At 64.0% G+C, this 18,681-nt stretch carries 16 protein-coding genes; 5 read left to right on the plus strand and 11 right to left on the minus strand.

The features are described 5' to 3' along the window. Positions 1-306: 306 nt before the first annotated feature. The 4 genes from OKC41_RS01600 to OKC41_RS01615 form a co-directional block, all read right to left on the minus strand. A complete protein-coding gene (locus OKC41_RS01600) occupies positions 307-1,302 on the minus strand; it encodes a sulfate ABC transporter substrate-binding protein (protein ID WP_201893548.1) in 996 nt (331 codons plus the stop codon). 330 nt (positions 1,303-1,632) lie between these two features. After that, positions 1,633-3,048, minus strand: a complete 1,416-nt coding sequence (locus tag OKC41_RS01605) for an efflux transporter outer membrane subunit (protein WP_119197470.1) — start codon at positions 3,046-3,048, stop codon at positions 1,633-1,635. Beyond that, positions 3,041-6,190 carry an efflux RND transporter permease subunit gene (locus OKC41_RS01610; RefSeq protein WP_201893547.1) on the minus strand — a complete coding sequence of 1,050 codons (3,150 nt, stop codon included), beginning with the start codon at positions 6,188-6,190 and terminating at the stop codon, positions 3,041-3,043. The genes OKC41_RS01605 and OKC41_RS01610 overlap by 8 nt, the downstream gene beginning before the upstream one ends. Before the next feature lie 17 nt (positions 6,191-6,207). Continuing rightward, positions 6,208-7,389 carry an efflux RND transporter periplasmic adaptor subunit gene (locus tag OKC41_RS01615; protein ID WP_010673710.1) on the minus strand — a complete coding sequence of 394 codons (1,182 nt, stop codon included), beginning with the start codon at positions 7,387-7,389 and terminating at the stop codon, positions 6,208-6,210. Between the two features lie 154 nt (positions 7,390-7,543). Here OKC41_RS01615 and OKC41_RS01620 point away from each other — a divergent pair, with 154 nt between their 5' ends. From OKC41_RS01620 to OKC41_RS01630, 3 genes are all read left to right on the plus strand, one after another. Beyond that, positions 7,544-8,179 (plus strand): TetR family transcriptional regulator, encoded by a 636-nt coding sequence (locus OKC41_RS01620; protein ID WP_045524073.1) that lies wholly within the window; start codon positions 7,544-7,546, stop codon positions 8,177-8,179. A gap of 90 nt (positions 8,180-8,269) precedes the next feature. Then, positions 8,270-8,833 (plus strand): bifunctional 2-polyprenyl-6-hydroxyphenol methylase/3-demethylubiquinol 3-O-methyltransferase UbiG, encoded by a 564-nt coding sequence (locus OKC41_RS01625; RefSeq protein WP_234916765.1) that lies wholly within the window; start codon positions 8,270-8,272, stop codon positions 8,831-8,833. A 168-nt stretch (positions 8,834-9,001) separates the two neighbouring features. After that, positions 9,002-10,180, plus strand: a complete 1,179-nt coding sequence (locus OKC41_RS01630) for a dicarboxylate/amino acid:cation symporter (RefSeq protein ID WP_201893546.1) — start codon at positions 9,002-9,004, stop codon at positions 10,178-10,180. Positions 10,181-10,244: 64 nt separating this feature from the next. Here the strand turns inward: OKC41_RS01630 and tesB are convergent, their stop codons facing one another. The 7 genes from tesB to OKC41_RS01665 form a co-directional block, all read right to left on the minus strand. Then, positions 10,245-11,108: an acyl-CoA thioesterase II gene (tesB, locus tag OKC41_RS01635; RefSeq protein ID WP_103260450.1), complete on the minus strand. Its 864-nt coding sequence runs from the start codon at positions 11,106-11,108 to the stop codon at positions 10,245-10,247. Positions 11,109-11,289: 181 nt separating this feature from the next. Further along, on the minus strand, positions 11,290-11,661 hold the full coding sequence (locus OKC41_RS01640; protein ID WP_039039189.1) for an endonuclease domain-containing protein: 372 nt from the start codon (positions 11,659-11,661) through the stop codon (positions 11,290-11,292). 213 nt (positions 11,662-11,874) lie between these two features. Next, the gene (gene rluB / locus OKC41_RS01645) at positions 11,875-12,798 is read right to left on the minus strand and encodes a 23S rRNA pseudouridine(2605) synthase RluB (protein ID WP_039039190.1); all 924 of its coding nucleotides are present in this window, start codon (positions 12,796-12,798) and stop codon (positions 11,875-11,877) included. After that, on the minus strand, positions 12,791-13,483 hold the full coding sequence (gene scpB, locus OKC41_RS01650; protein ID WP_043155571.1) for an SMC-Scp complex subunit ScpB: 693 nt from the start codon (positions 13,481-13,483) through the stop codon (positions 12,791-12,793). Before scpB ends, rluB begins: the two co-directional genes overlap by 8 nt. A 41-nt stretch (positions 13,484-13,524) precedes the next feature. Further along, positions 13,525-14,406 (minus strand): ScpA family protein, encoded by an 882-nt coding sequence (locus OKC41_RS01655; RefSeq protein ID WP_010673703.1) that lies wholly within the window; start codon positions 14,404-14,406, stop codon positions 13,525-13,527. Then, the gene (locus OKC41_RS01660) at positions 14,399-15,019 is read right to left on the minus strand and encodes an L-threonylcarbamoyladenylate synthase (RefSeq protein ID WP_010673702.1); all 621 of its coding nucleotides are present in this window, start codon (positions 15,017-15,019) and stop codon (positions 14,399-14,401) included. Before OKC41_RS01660 ends, OKC41_RS01655 begins: the two co-directional genes overlap by 8 nt. Before the next feature lie 126 nt (positions 15,020-15,145). After that, the gene (locus OKC41_RS01665; protein WP_111896898.1) at positions 15,146-16,027 is read right to left on the minus strand and encodes a PHP domain-containing protein; all 882 of its coding nucleotides are present in this window, start codon (positions 16,025-16,027) and stop codon (positions 15,146-15,148) included. Positions 16,028-16,451: 424 nt separating this feature from the next. On the opposite strand from OKC41_RS01665, the gene OKC41_RS01670 reads away from it, so the two are divergent. After that, the gene (locus tag OKC41_RS01670) at positions 16,452-18,086 is read left to right on the plus strand and encodes an anthranilate synthase component 1 (protein ID WP_041213211.1); all 1,635 of its coding nucleotides are present in this window, start codon (positions 16,452-16,454) and stop codon (positions 18,084-18,086) included. Beyond that, on the plus strand, positions 18,079-18,678 hold the full coding sequence (locus tag OKC41_RS01675; RefSeq protein ID WP_039039194.1) for an aminodeoxychorismate/anthranilate synthase component II: 600 nt from the start codon (positions 18,079-18,081) through the stop codon (positions 18,676-18,678). Before OKC41_RS01670 ends, OKC41_RS01675 begins: the two co-directional genes overlap by 8 nt. Positions 18,679-18,681: the final 3 nt, after the last annotated feature.

The following is an 18,681-nucleotide window of genomic DNA, read 5'->3' on the forward strand; positions in this document are numbered from 1 at the left end:
ATGAAACGTCACCACCGCGCATTCGTAATGCGAAGGTCGTAGGTTCGACTCCTATTACCGGCACCAGACAGACGAAGGGTTGGCCTCAGTACGAGGCCAACCCTTCGTGCTTTTTGTCCCGGGTCTCGGGCCAAGACGCCGGTGTGACTGCGCCAGAACACCCTCCCCTTCCAGGACACCACCATCCGCGACGGTCCTGTTCATCTTTCAGAGCCTGACGCACCAACCTGGCCCCACCATCAGAGAGGGCAGCCAGGCAGCCACGCCCCGGCTGCACCTGGGTGAGCATCGTTATCCCGGGGCGCCTCAGCGCTGGGCATAGATCTGGTCGAACACCCCGCCCTCCTTGAAGTGAGTGCGCTGGATCACAGGCCACTCGCCGAAGGTCTTCACCACGTCGAGGAAGGTGGCGTTCGGGAAACGGTCTGCAAACTCGGCGAGGATCGCCGGGTTGCGCGGGCGTAGATAGTTGCTGGCAGCAATGCGTTGGCCTTCGTCAGACCAGAGATAGGCCAGATAGGCTTCGGCCTCCTTGCGGGTACCCTGCTTGTCGACCACCTTGTCCACCACTGACACCGGCAGCTCGGCCACGGCGGTGACGCTCGGATAGACCACCTCGAAGCTGCCACGACCAAACTCCCGGGCAATCATTTCGGCTTCGTTTTCGAACGTGACCAGCACGTCCCCTATGCGGTTCTGGATGAAGGTGGTGGTGGCGGCGCGGCCGCCGGTGTCGAGCACGGGAACCTGCTTGAACAACTTGCCGACAAATGCCCTGGCCGCATCTTCATCGCCCCCCTGCTCCAGCACATACCCCCAGGCAGACAGATAGGTGTAGCGGCCGTTCCCCGAGGTCTTGGGGTTGGGCACGATGACCTGTACCCCCTCCTTGAGCAGATCAGGCCAATCCTTCAACCCCTTGGGGTTGCCCTTTCGCACGATGAACACGGTGGCCGAGGTGAAGGGGGCGCTGTGATCCGGCAGGCGATCCGCCCACCCCTTGGGCACCAGGCCCCCATGCTCGGCGAGGGCGTTGATGTCGGTGGCCATGTTCATGGTGATGACATCGGCGGGCAGGCCGTCGATGACGGCGCGCGCCTGCTTGCTCGATCCGCCGTGGGACATGTTGATCTGCAGTGGCTCCCCGCCTTCGGCCTGCCAGTGCTTCAGGAAGGCTCCGTTGTACTCCTTGTAAAAATCGCGCATCACGTCATAGGAGGCGTTGAGCAGGGTGGCCGCCTGGGCCAGCGGGGCGAGAGCCAGTCCTGCAACAAGCAGGGTGGCGGGCGCGAGTCGTTTCATTTCACATCCTTGGAATGAGGGGCGAGTGACTGACTATAAGAGCCGACCATTTATTCTTTGAAAGAATAATTACGGCACAGCTTATGCGATAAATGGCATCTCCTGGGTCCGGCGCAACGGATGACGGCGATGAGGTGGTCACCTCCAGGCGGGCCATGATAGCTGCCGAGGACGGCGCCCATGAGCATGGGGCTCCTCCTGCCCGCGCCCTGCCACGGGCAGGGAGCGCCGTTGTCACCTGCCTCGATTTGGCTTCTCGACATGACAGATAAAAAAACGGGGCGAACCTAGTGGTTCGCCCCTGATGCTTTTTACGTCAACCCCGAGGGGTCAACCCTGTTTGTCTGATGCCGGCTCTGCGTCCTTCGGCGCCTGCCAGCCGCCACCGACGGCCTTGTAGAGGGCGACCTGGTTACTCAGCTGGGCGAGCCGGGTGCTGATGAGCCCCTGCTTGGCGCTGAACAGGGAGCGCTGGGCATCGAGGCGGGTCAGGTAGCTGTCCACCCCTTGCTCGTAACGCACCTCCGCCAGCCTGAAGTAGGTCTGGTTGGCATCCACCAGCGCCTGCTGCGCCTGCAGCTGCTGCGCGTAGTCCGCCTGGGCACCGAGGGTGTCCGCGACCTCCTTGAAGGCGCTCTGGATGCTCTTCTCGTAGCTCGCCACCGCCTGCCTGGTCCCCACCTCGGCCACGTCCAGATCCGCAACGCGCTTGCCGCCATCGAAGATGGGCAGATTGATCTGGGGCATGAAGGTCCAGGTGCCGGTGCCGCCGTCAAACAGACCGCTCAGCTGGTTGCTGGCGGTGCCCGCCGTCGCGGTGAGCGAGATGGTCGGGAAGAAGGCGGCGCGGGCCGCCCCTATGTTGGCGTTGGCCGCCTTCAGGTTGTGCTCCGCCGCCAGGATGTCCGGGCGTTGCTGCAACAGGCTGGAGGGAGCCCCCACCGGGATCGGCGCCAGTTTCACCTCGGCCAGGGTGGCCGGTTGTGCCGCCAGCACCGGGATATCGGTGCCAAGCAGCAGGGCCAGACCGTTTCTGTCCTGCTTCACCAGACGCTGGTATTGCGCCTGGCTGACCTTGGCGTTTTCCAGTGCCGTGCGCCCCTGGGCCAGCTCCATCTCGGAGGCGGCGCCCAGGCGGTATTTGTGCTCGGTCAGGGCATAGCTCTCCTGCTCGGTGGCGAGGGTCGCCTGGCTCAGGGCCAGCAACTCCTGATCCGCCAGCAGGGTGAAGTAGGCATTGGCCACCGAGGCCACCAGAGCGATCTGGGTGCTGCGCTGGGTCTCGATTTGCGCCAGATAGGTCTCAAGGGCCTGATCTTTCAGGCTCTGGATCCGGCCAAACAGATCCAGCTCATAGGCGGTGATGCCGATGTTGGCGCCATACTGGCTGCTGATGGTGCCCTGCCCAGTACTACTGAGATCATCGGATCCCTGCTGGCGGGTACCGCTGCCACTGGCGGCCAGGGTCGGCAACTGGGCCGCCCGCTGGATACGGTATTTCGCCTCGTAGGCCTCGACGTTGAGGGCTGCCAGGCGCAGATCCCGGTTGCTCTCAAGGGCGGTGCCGATCAGCGTCTGCAGGGCCGGGTCCTGGAACTGCTGGCGCCAGGGGGCAAGTTCCCCCTTGGCGGCCAGGTCAGCTTGCCAAGAGGCGCCTTGGGGCAGCTCGGGGCGCTGGTAGTCGGGGGCCATGGAGCAGCCCCCCAGCATCAGGGTCACGCCCAGGGCGATCAGGGTCTTAGTCATGGTTGATCTCCTTGGTGTGGACACTCTCTTCCCCGGAATGCTTGCGTTCGGTGAAATAGCGCATCACCAGCACGAAGAAGAGCGGCACGAAGAAGATGGCGAGCACGGTGGCACTGATCATCCCCCCCATCACGCCGGTCCCGATGGCGTTTCGGCTGCTGGCGCCCGCCCCGGTGCTGATCACCAGGGGCAGTACCCCCAGGATGAAGGCGAGCGAGGTCATCAGGATGGGGCGCAGACGCTGACGCGAGGCCTCCACCACCGCATCCCCGAGCCTCATCCCCTTGTCGTGCAGCTCCTTGGCGAACTCGACGATGAGGATGGCGTTCTTGGCCGACAGCCCGATCGTGGTGAGCAGGCCCACCTGGAAGTAGACGTCATTCTCAAGCCCGCGCAGGGTCGCGGCCAAAATGGCCCCCAGCACCCCGAGCGGCACCACCAGCATGACCGAGAACGGAATGCTCCAGCTCTCGTAGAGGGCCGCCAGACAGAGGAAGACCACCAGGAGCGAGATGGCGTACAGGGCCGGCGCCTGGGAGCCTGCCTGACGCTCCTGGAAGGAGAGGCCGGTCCACTCGATACCGATCCCTTCCGGCAACTGTTTCACCATCTCCTCGATGGCCGCCATGGCGTCACCCGTACTCTTGCCAGGGGCCGCCTCACCGACGATCTCCATGGCGGAGACACCGTTGTAGCGCTCAAGACGGGGCGAGCCGAAGCTCCACTCCGTGCTGGCAAAGGCGGAGAAGGGCACCATCTGGCCCGCGCTGTTGCGCACGTACCACAGCTTCAGATCTTCCGGGTTCATCCGGAAAGGGGCATCCGCCTGCAGATAGACCTTCTTGACCCGGCCTCTGTCGACGAAGTCGTTCACATAGGAGGAGCCCCAGGCCGCCGACAGGGTGTTGTTGATGTCGGTGATGGAGAGCCCCTGGGCCAGCGCCTTCTCGTAATCGATCTTGATGTCGAGCTGGGGCGTGTCTTCCATCCCGTTCGGGCGTACCCGTACCAGGTTGGGATCCTGCGACGCCATGCCGAGCAACTGGTTGCGCGCCTGCATCAGCTTCTCGTGACCCAGACCGCCGCGGTCCTGCAGGAAGAAGTCGAAGCCGGTGGCCGTGCCGAGTTCCGGAATGGGGGGCAGGTTGAAGGCGAAGACCTGGGCTTCCTTGATGCTGAACAGGAACCCCATGGCGCGGCCGATGATGGCATTGGCGCTGCGCTCTTCTCCCTTGCGCTCACTCCAGTCCTTGAGCTTGATGAAGGCCATGCCGCTGTTCTGACCGCTACCGGCGAAGCTGAAGCCCGCCACCGTCAGCACGGAGTCCACGTTCTCCTTCTCGTTCTCGAGGAAGTAGTCGCGCATCTCCCCGAGCACCACCTCGGTCCGCTCCTTGGTCGCCCCCACCGGGAGCTGCACCATGGACATGATGACCCCCTGATCCTCTTCCGGCAGGAAGGAGGTGGGCATGCGCATGAAGAGCACCGCCAGCACCGCCAGCATGGCCAGATAGATGATGCCGTAGCGGGTGCCCTGCTTGATCACCTTGCGCACGCCGTTCTGGTAACGGTTGGCGTTGGTGTCGAAGAAGCGGTTGAACCAGCCGAAGAAACCGCGCTGGGCGCCGAATTCACCGTGCTTCATGGGTTTGAGCAGGGTGGCGCACAGGGCCGGGGTCAGGATCAGGGCCACCAGCACCGAGAGCACCATGGCCGAGACGATGGTGAGGGAGAACTGGCGATAGATGGCACCGGTAGAGCCACCGAAGAAGGCCATGGGCACGAACACCGCCGACAGCACCAGGGCGATGCCCACCAGGGCGCCGGTGATCTGGGTCATGGACTTGCGGGTCGCCTCGAGGGGGGAGAGATCCTCCTCGCTCATCAGACGCTCCACGTTCTCCACCACCACGATGGCGTCATCCACCAAGAGGCCGATGGCGAGCACCAGACCGAACATGGTCAGGGTGTTGATGGAGAAGCCGAAGGCCGCCATCACCCCGAAGGTGCCGAGCAGGACCACTGGCACCGCGATGGTCGGAATCAGGGTTGCCCGGAAGTTCTGCAAGAACAGATACATGACGCAGAACACCAGGAAGATCGCCTCGATCAGGGTCTGCACCACCTCCTCGATGGAGATCTTCACGAACGGCGTGGTGTCGTAGGGATAAACGATCTCCATGTTGGCCGGGAAGTACTCGGAGAGTTCACCCAGCTTGGTCCGCACGTGCTCGGCGGTGTCCAGGGCGTTGGCACCGGTCGCCAGTTTGATGGCGACGGCGGCGGTGGCCTGGCCGTTGTAGAGCGCGGTCGCGTCGTAGTTTTCACCGGCAAGCTCGACCCGGGCCACGTCCTTGAGCTGGACCTTGGAGCCGTCCTGGTTCACCCGCAGCAGGATGTTGTTGAACTCCTCCACGGTGGAGAGCCGGGTCTGGCCCATGATGGTGGCGGTAAATTGCTGATCGCTCACCGCAGGGGTCCCCCCCAGCTTGCCGAAGGCAACCTGGGCGTTCTGGGCCTTGATGGCGGCCTGAATGTCGGCCGGGGTCATCTGCACCCGGTTGAGCTTGTGGGGATCGAGCCAGACGCGCATGGAGTACTGGCTGCCGAACAAGGTGATGTCACCGACCCCGTCCAGACGGCTCAGGGGCTCCTTGATGTTGGCTACCACATAGTCCGCCAGGTCATCGTTGGTCATGGCGCCATCGGTGGAGATGAAGGCGGCCACCATCAGGAAGCTGCTGGAGGTCTTCTGGACCCGCACGCCCTGTTGCTGCACCTCTTGGGGCAGGAGCGACATGGCCTGTTGCAGCTTGTTTTGCACCTGCACCTGGGCGATGTCGGGATCCGTACCCGGCTTGAAGGTGAGGGTCACGCTGACGTTCCCTGACGAGTCGGATTGCGCCGACATGTAGAGCAGGTGATCCAGCCCGGTCATGTTCTGCTCGATGATCTGGGTCACCGAGTCTTCCACCGTCTTGGCGGAGGCCCCCGGGTAGCTGGCGGAGATGCCAACCGCCGGCGGGGCGATGGTCGGGTACTGGGCCACCGGCAGGCCGATGATGGCCATGGCCCCGGCCAGCATGATCACCAGGGCGATCACCCAGGCGAAAATGGGTCTATCTATGAAAAAACGTGCCATGAGGCGACTACTCCATCCTACTGCTTGGTTGCCGGGGTCTGTTGTGCGCTGTTGCCGGCACGTTCAGTGGGCGCCACCACAACCCCGGGTTTGACTTTCTGCAGACCGGCGACGATCACCTTCTCGCCAGCCTTGAGACCGGACTCCACCACCCAGCTGTCGCCGGACATGCGGCCGACCTGCACTTCACGCAGTTCCACCTTGTTGTCCGCCGTCACCACCATGACGGTGGCACCGCCCTTGGGGGTGCGGGTCACGGCAGTCTGGGGCACCAGCAGGCCTTGCGGGCGCTCGCCCTCCTGCAAGGTGGCGCGCATGAACATGCCGGGCAGCAGCAGTTGATCCGGGTTGGGCACGATCACCCGCAGGGTCACCATGCCGGTCGCCTCGTCCACGGTCACGTCGGAGAACTGGAGGGCCCCTTTCTCGCCATACTGGCTGCCATCTTCCAGCTGGAAGCTGACACCGGCCCCGTCCTTCTCCCCCTGGGTCAGCTTGCCCTCGGCCACCAGGCGCTTGAGCCGCAGCAGGTCGGCGGTGGACTGGCGCACGTCCACGTACATGGGATCGAGCTGGGAGATGGAGGTGAGGCTGTCCGCCTGCTGGGCGGTGACCAGGGCACCCTCGGTCACCGCCGACTTGCCGATGCGGCCGCTGATGGGGGCCGTGATGCGGGTGTAGGCCAGGTTGATGTTGGCGGTCTGCAACGCAGCCTTTGCGGCCCCGATCTCGGCCAGCTGCTGTTTCCAGGCCGCGTCGGCGTCGTCATACTCCTGGCTGCTGATGGCTTTCACCTTCACCAGCTCGGCGTAGCGCTGGGCCTTGAGGCGGGCGCTGCGCTCATTGGCCTCGGCCTTGGCGAGGTTGGCCTTGGCGGAAGCCACTTCGGCCTGATAGACGGCGGGATCAATCTGATAGAGCAGTTGACCGGCCTTGACGTCGCTCCCCTCGGTGAACAGGCGCTTGAGGATGATGCCGTTCACCTGGGGACGCACCTCGGCCACCCGCAGGGGGGCGGTGCGGCCGGTGAGCTCGGACAACAGTTGCAGGGGGGCCGTATGGAGGGTGACCACGTCCACGGCGGCGGGAGGCATCTCCCCCATGGCCTGCTGGGCCCCGTCCTTGTCACCACAGCCAGCCAGCAGGCCGCTTGCCAGCAAGGCAAGGCCGACCGAACGTGCGAGAATATGTTTATGCATCAAGACTCTGAACCTCTGTTTCAATCAAAAAGAAGTGACAAAACCACAGGGTTTATAAGGCCCCTGTTGGTAAAACGGCGAAGATGAGGCAATATACATACATTCATGAATGTATGTAAGAAACTTTTTTCACTTTTAAACAGGACCGGAGTCAATGGCCAGACGCACCAAAGAAGAGGCGCAGCAAACCCGCTGCAACATCATGAGCACGGCCCTGGATCTCTTCTGCCAACAGGGGCTGGCACGCACCAGCCTGACCGATATCGCCAAGGCGACGGACCTCACCCGGGGCGCCATCTACTGGCACTTCAAGAATAAAGAAGAGCTGTTCGTCACCCTGTGGGAGGAGCTGTGTGCCCCCCTCTCCCACCAGCTCGATGCCTGCGTCGACGAGGCGGAGCCGGATCCCCTGGGCAAGCTGCGCAGCTTTCTCAAGGAGGTGATGCTCAAGATCAGCACCGAGCCCGCCCACCAGCAGATGTTCACTATCATGTTCAATCTGGAATCCATGGAGGGAGAGGCCGCCGTCATGCGCGAGCACATGCACCTGCAATCCATGAATTTCTTCCGGGATCTGGAGATCACCCTGGCCAATGCCGTGCACCGCGGCCAACTGCCCGAGGGGCTGGATCTGCGCCGCGCCGCCACCCTGCTCCACTGCACCCTGGACGGCTACATCATCAACTGGCTGCACTTCCCGGATCGCATCGATCTGATTGAGGAGTCGGACTTTCTCCTCGATACCCTGTTCACCCTCATCGCGAGCCCCACCCTTCGCCGCCACCCCTGAGTCTGCAAGACGCGCCGCCCCCGCCAATGCTCAACAGCCGAGGGCAAACCTGCTAGAGTAACGCCCCCCACCACGATGAGCCCGACACCCTTGCCACACGCCCCCGCGCCGGCGCACGACGCCGCCCCTCGCCCCGCCCTCGTGGCAGGCGCCCATGCCCTCTTCCTGGCCCTGCTGGGCAGCGGCCGTCATCTGCTGGAGGCCGGTTGCGGGGCAGGAGAGGATCTGCGCCTCTTTCGCCAGCAAGGCCTCACCGTGACCGCCTTCGATGCGAGCCGGGCACAGGCCGCCGCCGCCTCGCGCCTGTGCGGCCAGCCGGTGCGAGTCTGCCGCTTCGAGCAGATGCAAAGCGTCGTTCCCTATGACGGCATCTGGGCCAGCGGCTCCCTCCCCTGTCTGCCCGAACACGAGATAGCCCCGGCGCTCGGTCATCTGGCCACCCTCCTCAAGGCCGGGGGCCCCCTCTACGCCTCCTTCCCCCACGGGGAGGGCGAACCGCTGCCACGGTCGGGGGAATATCCCCTGCAGACCCGGCTCGACGAGGCGGGGCTGCGACGCCTGATCGCTCTCCTCCCCTTCACCCTGCACCATAACTGGGTGGGGGAAGATGAGGTAAACGGCCCCTGGCTGCACGCCTTGCTGGTGCGGCGCTGATCCGCGAAAGCCCCCGGGGACAGTGACACCTCACGGCATTCAGCCCGTTAACAATATTTAACCCTGAGTTAACCACCATAAAGCAGACAAGATGCGGTGTTTGTGTTAAAAAGCGGCATTAAAATCAAAATTAAATAACAAATCAGACACCAACACCTGGATTCCCCCATGAAACTTGTTCTCAATCTGGTTGCCGGTATCCTCGCCGGCCTGCTGCTCGGTCTCTATGCCCCCGAATGGGTCGCCCGCGTGCTGTTCACCGCCAAGACGGTGATAGGCCAGCTCATCACCTTCACCATCCCGCTCATCATCCTCTTCTTCATCATGAGCGGCATCGCCAGCCTGCCGAAGAACTCCGGCAAGCTGCTGGGCAAGACGGTGGGGCTCTCCTACTGCTCCACCATACTGGCGGGCCTGTTCGCCTTCACCGTGGCAAGCCACCTGATCCCGCACCTGACCACGGCCGCCGAGCCCACCGCCGAGGCTGCCATCAAGCTCGCTTCCTATATCAATCTCGAGATCCCGCCCCTGTTCGGGGTGATGTCGGCCCTGGCCGCCGCCTTCGTGTTCGGCATCGGCATCAGCGCCACCCAGGCCACCGACCTGCGCCGGGTCGCCGATCAGGGCCGTGACATCATCGACCGCCTGCTGGCACGCGTGATCATTCCCCTGCTCCCCTTCTACATCGCCGGCGTCTTCGTCGAGATGACGGTGGAAGGCACCGTCTTCGCCACCCTCAAGACCTTCGGGGTAGTGCTGGTGATGGCCATCGTCATGCACTGGATCTGGCTCTGCGTCCTGTTCGTCGGCACCGGCCTCGCCCAGGGGCGCTCCCCCGTCATGCTCATCAAGAACATGCTGCCCGCCTACTTCACCGCCCTTGGCACCATGTCCAGCGCCGCCACCATTCCGGTGGCCCTGCAAGCCAGCAAGCGCAACGGCGTGAGCGACGGCATCGCCAACTTCACCGTGCCCCTGTGCGCCACCATCCACCTGTGCGGCTCCACCATCACCCTGGTGACCTGCGCCACGGCGGTGATGTTCCTCTCCGAGCACCTGGCCATTCCGGGCTACGGCACCATGGTGCCCTTCATCATGATGCTGGGCGTCATCATGATTGCCGCGCCGGGCGCACCGGGTGGCGGTGTCATGTCCGCGCTCGGCCTGCTTACCTCCATGCTCGGCTTCGGTGAGGCCTCCATCGCCCTGATGATCGCCCTCTACCTGGCCCAGGACAGCTTCGGCACCGCCTGCAACGTCACCGGTGACGGCGTCATCGCCCTGTGGGCCGATCGTTTCGCCCAAAGTGGCGAGCCAGCACTCAGCACCGAGCAGGACGCAGCCTGATAGCGCAGGCAATAAAAAACGGGAGCCATCGGCTCCCGTTTTTTATTGGCGCAAGGGGGGCGTCTCAGCCCCGGCGACGGATCACCCCTTCCTGCATGGTGCTCGCCACCAATACCCCATCCCGGGTGAAGAACTGGCCGCGCACCAGACCCCGACCGCCGCTGGCGCTCGGGCTGTCCACCACGTAGAGCAGCCAGTCGTCCAGCCGGAACTCCCGGTGGAACCACATGGAGTGATCGATGGTGGCCACCTGCATGTCCGGCTCCCAGTAGGAGACCCCGTGGGGCTGCAGGGCGGCGAACAGGAAGTGGAAGTCGGAGGCATAGGCCAGCAGGTAGTTGTGGACCCGCTGATCGTCCGGCACCGGGCCATTGGCCTTGAACCAGGTGTAGCGAAGGGGCTCGTGAACATCCGGGCGAATGGGGTCCACCAGGGTCACCGGGCGAATTTCGATGGGCTTCTCGCACAGGATCTTGTCCCGCAGGGCCGCCGGGATCATCTGCTCGTAGGGACGCACCAGCTCCAGCTCGCTCTTGAGCTGCTCGGGGGGCGTGATGCCGGCCGGCATCTTCGTCTGATGCTCGAAGCCCTCGGCCTCCACCTGGAAGGAGGCGTTGAGGTAGAAGATGGGCTTGCCATTCTGGATGGCCTTGACCCGGCGGGTGGAGACGGTCTGGCCGTCGCGGATGTTCTCCACGTCGTAGACGATGGGCTTGTTGGCATCCCCGGGGCGCAGGAAGTAGGAGTGGAAACTGTGGACCTGGCGGTCGCTTGCCACCGTCTGCTTGGCGGCTGACAAGGCCTGCCCCATCACCTGTCCGCCAAACACGGATCGCAACCCGAGATCCTGGCTCTGGCCCCGAAACAGGCCCTCCTCGATCTTTTCGAGCGCCAGCAACGCCAGCAGCTCATCCAGTACCTTGCTCATTGGTTTCTCCTGTCTTTGTGCGCGAAAGGCTAACAAGCCCGTCCCGGCAGGGCAACCATCCTGATGCACATCCCCGTCTGCAACCACCTCCCCTTCAAAAAAGGGAAGTGTATGACGCTTTCCAGCCCGTACAGAGGGCACTCTGGCCCCCTCCCCTGGCAAGGGGAGGGCTGGGGTGGGGTCAGACGCGATCAAGCCATGCCCGAATAGAGACAACCACCCCGGGTAGATTTTCCATCACCTCCCTGTTGCTAAATCTCAGTACCGTCAGCGACAGGGCCGCCATGTAGGCATCCCGTCGCTTGTCATGACGCAGACCCCGCATGTCAAAATGGCTGTCGCCATCAACCTCAATGACCAACAACCGCCCGGGGCAGTAAAAATCCGCAATGTATGGGCCTATACCTTGCTGACGGCGAAACTTGACTCCGAGTTGCCCAGCCCGAAGCGCCTGCCACAATCGCCGTTCAGGCTCTGTTGGATTGTTTCGTTGTTCACGCCGTTTATCCAGCGTGGCCTCGCGGTTGAAAACACGAACTGGCTTCTCGTTCATGACAGTATTCCTCCGACTATGACCCCTGTCAGCATAACAACTACTCACCCCCTCCCAGCCTCCCCCTTCAAAAGGGGGAGGAGCTTGTCTGGCCCTTTCTCTCCCCTGGGCGATTCAGTCTCAAGGAACCCGGCAGGAGCAGAAAACAAAAAAGCCCGCACCTTGGGGTGCGGGCTTGTGGCGTGTCCGGGGCGAGCGGCCCGTGGCGGCGGCTTACTTGCTGCCGGTGCCGGAATTGCGGGTGGAGGAGGTCGGTTTGCGACGGGCGGTGGTGGCACGGGCGCGCGGCTCCTTGCCCTGCATCTCCTTGTGGCGCTTCACGGCGCGACGGATCTGGGCGGCCTGCTTGTGGCGGGTGCTCTTGCCATCCTGCTGCAGATCGACCTTGGATTCGGTCTCGTTGGGCAGGTTGACCAGGCCGCGCAGGTAGTTCACCTCGGGGAGTTTCAGCTCCTGCCAGCCGCCGCGGGGGATGCCGCGATCCAGCTTGACGTCGCCGTAGCGGATACGCATCAGGCGGCTCACCTGCACTTCCTGGGATTCCCACAGGCGGCGCACTTCCCGGTTGCGGCCCTCGGTCAGGGTGACATTGAACCACTGGTTCAGACCCTCGCCACCGGCGGGCTTGATCTTGTTGAACTTGGCCATGCCGTCTTCCAGCTGCACGCCCTTGCGCAGGCGCTGCAACATGGCTTCGGTGATCTCGCCAAAGACCCGCACCGCGTATTCCCGCTCCACTTCGTGGCTCGGGTGCATCAGGCGGTTCGCCAGCTCGCCGTCGGTGGTGAACAGCAAGAGACCGGAGGTGTTGACGTCGAGGCGGCCGACCGCAATCCAGCGGGCGCCATCCATCTTGGGCAGACGATCAAACACGGTGGGACGTCCTTCCGGATCGTGGCGGGTGCACATCTCCCCTTCGGGCTTGTGGTAGGCCAGCACGCGGCAGATCACTTCCTCTGCGGCGCGGGTCTTGACCTGGTGGCCATCCACCCGGATCACGGCGTTCACTTCGACGCGATCCCCCAGCGTGGCGACCTTGCCATCCACGCTGACCCGACCTGCGGTGATCAGGGCCTCCATCTCACGACGGGAGCCTTGACCCGCGCGGGCCAATACTTTTTGCAGTTTTTCACTCATCGGGTTTACCTGATTGTTGATCGCTGCCCGCCGACATCGCGGACAACCTTGGCTCTTGTGGGACGGCCCCGTTGGCCTCCCCACCATGTTCATGCTCAGCACGGCCTGCCAGAGGCTGACCGTCACCGCCCTCGCCCGGCATGAGCGACAAGGGGGCCTGCAGCTCGGGATCCAGCTCGGGGAGCTGCTCCAGACTCTGCAGGTTGAAATAGTCCAGAAATTCACGGGTGGTGGCGAGCAGCTCGGGGCGACCCGCCACCTCCTTGTGGCCGATGCTGCGCACCCAGCCACGCTCCTTGAGGGTGTTGACGATCTGGCTCGACACCGCCACCCCGCGGATGGCTTCTATCTCCGCCCGGGTGATGGGCTGACGATAGGCAATCAGCGTCAGCGTCTCCATCACGGCGCGGGAATAACGGGGAGCCCGCTCGCTCCACAGGCGCGACAGCTCCTCGGCATACTCCTGGCGGGCCTGGAAACGCCAGCCGGAGGCGACCTCTTTGAGCTCGACCCCCCGCTCGCTGTAATCCTGTCTGAGCTCTGCCAGCAGCAGCTGGACATAGCGGCCGGTGACCGGGTAGTCCGAGAGCACGCTGCCCTTGATTTCGCTCACCGTGAGGGGACGCCCCGCCACGAAGATCGCCGCCTCGATCAGGGTCTTCAATCGTTCAGCAGGCAGCGCCACGGTGGACCTCCCGGGTCCGCGCCCCTGGCGCCGCCCCTCGCTCAGTGTAGATGCTCATGCTCCTCCCCTTTCCCCTGACTCGCCAGGGCAAAATGGATGGGGCCCAGGGGCTCCGCCTGCAAGATCCAGATCAATTGCTCCTTGCACAGCTCCAGCAGGGCCAGGAAGGTCACCAGCACCCCCATGCGCCCCTCCTCGGCCCGCAGCACCTGCTCCAGGCGCAGGGTCTGGCCCAGGGAGAGCATGGCGAGGATCTCCGCCATCCGTACCCGGGTCGGGATCTGCTCGCGGCGGATCTGGTGATGTTCAAAATGAGTCGCGCGTTTTACCACACTTTGCATGTAAAGGGCGAGTTCAACCAGAGAAACATCGGGCGCCAATGGCTTCAAGGCACCAAAATCCGGCGCCATGGCGGCGGCGACGAAGATCTCCCGCTCCACCCTCGGCAGGGCATTGACCCGCTCTGCCCCCAGCTTGTAGCGCTCGTACTCCTGCAGGCGACGAATGAGGGTGACGCGGGGATCTTCCCCCTCCTCCTCGTCTTCCAGCTCCGGGGCCTTGGGCAGCAGCAGGCGGGACTTTATCTCCGCGAGCCAGGCCGCCATCAGCAGGTATTCCGCCGCCAGCTCGAGGTTGAGCCCCTGCATCAGATCCACGTACTCCATGTACTGGGCGGTGATCTGCAGGATGGGCAGGTTGAGGATGTCGAGCTGCTGGCGCCGGATGAGGTAGAGCAAGAGATCCAGCGGCCCCTCGAAGGTGTCGAGAAACACCTCCAGCGCATCGGGGGGGATGAACAAGTCCTGGGGCAGCTCATGGTAGGGCTGCCCCAGCACGGTGGCGATGGGCGGGGGAAGGGAAGCCTCCCCCGTCGTGCCCGCGGGGGTTGTCAGCGCGGGCACGGGGTCGGCAAGATCACTCAAACGGCGTCGGATCCCCGGCACCGCGGCGACGCAGCACGGGCTCGTCGTCGGAGAAGTCCACCACAGTGGTGGGCTGCTCGCCCAGATACCCGCCGTTGACCACCAGATCCAGCTGCTTGCCGAGCTTGTCGGCAATCTCCTCGGGGTCGAACTCCGCCATCTCGGAGCCCGGCAGGATCAGGGTGGTGGAGAGCAGCGGCTCACCGAGGGCCTCGAGCAAGGCCAGCGCGATGTTGTTGGCCGGGACCCGGATGCCGATGGTCTTCTTCTTCTCGTTCATGAGGCGACGCGGCACCTCCTTGGTGGCCTTGAAGATGAAGGTGTAGGGTCCGGGGGTGTTGTTCTTGACCAGCCGGAAGGCGGTGTTGTCCACCTTGGCATAGGTGGAGATCTCCGAGAGATCCCGGCACACCAGGGTGAAGTCGTGGTTTGGCTCGATGCGACGGATGCGGCAGATGCGCTCCAGGGCATCCTTGTTGCCCATCTGGCAGCCCAGGGCGTAGCCGGAGTCGGTGGGATAGACGATGACGCCGCCGTTTTGCAGGATCTGCACCGCCTGGCTGATGAGGCGAACCTGGGGATTGTCGGGATGTACGTAAAAATGCTGACTCATATGCTCTTCTCGCGATAGGGGGCACGCTCGTTGCCCGCTTCATGGTCAAGGGCCCCTTGGCCCATGACACTACCTTAACCTGTTTGACGCAGACTCGCCTGCATCAAAGATGCCGGCCCGGGGGGGTCAGCGGCTGGCCAGCAGGCCCGCATGCTCCTCGGGGGTGAGCCCGAAATGACCGGGGTGACCCAGCCACAGCGGCATCCCCTCCTTGGGGAGCCAGAGGTGGCGGCCAAGCTCGGTCCAGTTGGAGGGGAAGTGAAAATCGGACCCCACCGAAATATAGAGATCGTGCTCCCTGGCCCACTGGCCGAGATTCGCCCGCTCCTGTGGGCTCTGCTGGGGCAGGGAGACCTCCATGGCATCCCCCCCGACGGCCTTGAAGGCCACCAGCAGCCGCTTGATCCACTTGGCGGTGAGATTGTAGCGGCTCGGGTGGGCCAGCACCGCCAGCCCGCCTGCGGCGTGGATGGCCTCGATGGCCTCCCCCATCCCGGGCCACTCGGCGGGCACATAGCCCTTGTTGCCCCGGCTCAGGTACTTCTTGAACACCTTCTGCATATTGTCGGCCACCCCGCGCGCCACCAGCACCCGGGCAAAGTGGGCCCGGGTCACGGCGGCGTCACCGGCAAGCTGCTTGGCCTCTTCATAGGTGCCCGGGATGAGGCACTTCTCCAGACGACGCCCGATCTCCTCGGCGCGCGCCTCCCGGCGAGCCCGCTGCCCTGCCAGAAAGGCGAGCAACTGGGGATTTTTCTCGTCCACCCCGAGGGCCACGATGTGGATCTCGTGATGCTCCCACCCGGTGGAGATCTCCACCCCGCTCACCAGGCGCAGTGGCAACTGGTCGGCCAAGATGGTCTGGCGCACCTCCTCAAGCCCGTCGAGGGTATCGTGGTCAGTGACCGCTAACACCTCCACCCCTTTTTCGGCGGCGCGGCGCACCAGGTCGGCGGGGCTCAGCACCCCGTCCGAGGCGGTGGTGTGGCAATGAAGATCGAATCTCATCGGCGTGTTTCGCTCTTGTTTGGGACCTGCCTGGAAAAGGCCGGCAAAAAAGCGACTTGACTTGGCCGCGGCTTTATCGTTTTCTGTAGGCACTTCATTGCAAACATCTTTTTACAGGACTCAATCTCATGCAAGCGACTTCCATCCTGACCATCTGGTGGTGGCACACTCCCTGACATGCGGGCGTGTGGTCGTTGCTGTACCTGTAATCTGACAGCAAGTTAAGAACCCAAAGAAAAAGCCCGCTGACCCCAGCGGGCTTTTTTATTATCCGGCAAATGGACCTGTGATGAAACCGACAATTCAGAGAAGCACACTGACATGGCGATGGCGAACTCGCTGACGTGACCCGAACCCGACCCATTTTCAAGAGAGACAGCGCCATGACCATCGGTGACACACAACACATGCAAGGGAAGGCATTATGACAGGCAACAAGACCCGTTTGCCCCTGGGCGAATTCGATACCATCCGGCTCAATGCCCCCTATGTGACAGACCCCCTGGCACTCTATACCCGACTCTGCCAGGACAGACCCAACAACCTGCTGCTCGAATCGGTGGAGATCGACTCCAAGGCCGGTACCCAGAGCCTGCTGCTGGTGGACGCCTGCCTGCGCATCGAGTGCCGCGGCCGCGCCGTGCAGGTGCGCCCCCTCGGCGACAACGGCGCCGCCCTGCTGCGCCTGCTGGAGCAGCGCCTGCCCGCCGTCATCACCCAGACCCGAGTGGCGGACGAGCTGCACCTCGACTTCCCGGCGTCCGATCGGGAGCTTGACGAAGACAGCCGCCTCAAGGGCAGCAGCGTGCTGGACGTGCTGCGCACCCTGCAGCGGGAGCTGCAATGCCAGCAGGGCAAAGAGGCCCTCTTCATGGCGGGCAGCTTCGCCTACGACCTCATCGCCTCCTTTGAAGACTTGCCCGAGGTGCCAGAGGGGAGCAACGACTGCCCTGACTACTGCTTCTATGTGGCCGAGACCCTGATCACCATCGACCACATCAAGCAGAGTACCCAGTTGCTGGCCTGCCTGTTCGGCGGCGAAGAGGATGAGCAGCTGGACGCGCGCTACGCCCGCCTGACCGCTCGCCTCGAGTCCTTCAAACAGGCCTGTCAGCAGCCGCTGCCTGCGCCACAGGGCACGGCGCCGCTGACCGGCGCCCTGGCCGTCGACAAGGGGGACAAGCAGTTCTGCGCCGAGGTCGAGAAGCTCAAGGGCTTCATCCGCCGTGGTGACATCTTCCAGGTGGTGCCGTCCCGCAGCTTCTCCCTCCCCTGCCCGGATCCCGTCGCCGCCTATCGCCGCCTCAAGCAGACCAACCCCAGCCCCTACATGTTCTACGTGCAGGACGAGGGCTTCACCCTGTTTGGCGCCTCCCCCGAGAGCGCGGTCAAGTTCTGCGCCAACAGCCGCCAGGTGGAGATGTACCCCATCGCCGGCACCCGCCGCCGCGGCCTCAACCCGGACGGCAGCATCAACCTGGATCTGGACGGCCGCATCGAGCTGGAGCTGCGCCAGGACGAGAAAGAGGTGGCAGAGCACCTGATGCTGGTGGATCTGGGCCGCAACGACATCGCCCGCATCTCCGCCCCCGGCACCCGCTACGTCAAGGATCTGCTCAAAGTGGATCGCTACAGCCACGTCATGCACCTGGTCTCCCGGGTGGTGGGCACCCTTCGCGCCGACCTTGACGCCCTGCACGCCTACCAGGCCTGCATGAACATGGGCACCCTGACCGGTGCCCCCAAGCTGCGCGCCAGCGAGCTCATCCGCATGGTGGAAGGCAAGCGTCGCGGCAGCTACGGCGGCGCCGTGGGCTACCTCAACGGTGCTGGTGAGATGGATACCTGCATCGTCATCCGCTCCGCCTTCGTGAAAGAGGGGGTCGCCCATGTCCAGGCCGGCGCCGGGGTGGTCTATGACTCCAAACCCCAGGCCGAGGCGGACGAGACCCGCGCCAAGGCGGCGGCCGTGCTGGCCGCCATCGCTGCCAGCCATGGCACCTCCCTGCAGGCCCTCAGCGCCCAGCAGGAACAACACAAGGACGTGAGCCATGACTAACATCTTCCTGCTCGACAACTTCGATTCATTTACCTACAACCTCGTCGACCAGTTCCGCACCCTGGGCTACCCGGTGCGCATCTACCGCAACAGCCTGCCGGCGAGCCGCATCATGCAGGAGATCGACGCCTGCGAAGGGGACGCCGTCCTGGTGCTCTCCCCGGGGCCGGGCGCTCCCCATGAGGCGGGCTGCCTCATCGATCTCATCAAGCTGGCCCGGGGCCGGGTGCCCATCCTCGGCATCTGCCTCGGTCATCAGGCCCTGTGCGAAGCCTACGGCGGCACCGTCGGGGCGGCGGGGGAAATCGTCCACGGCAAGCGCTCTCTCATCGAGCACAACGGTCATGGCGCCTTCGCGGGGCTGCCGAGCCCCTTGCCGGTGGCCCGCTACCACTCCCTGGTGGCCACCTATGTGCCACAAGAGTTGCAGGTGATTGCCCACTATCAGGGCATGCCCATGGCCATCGAGCAGCGTGACGAGCGGGTGCTGGGCTTCCAGTTCCACCCGGAATCCATCATGACCAGCGAAGGGGCCCGCCTGCTCACCCAGGCCCTCGCCCATGTCACCCGTCCAGAAAGCCACGTGCGGTAAGGA

This window comes from Aeromonas sp. QDB17, from assembly GCF_027705305.1.
GTDB lineage: Bacteria > Pseudomonadota > Gammaproteobacteria > Enterobacterales > Aeromonadaceae > Aeromonas > Aeromonas caviae.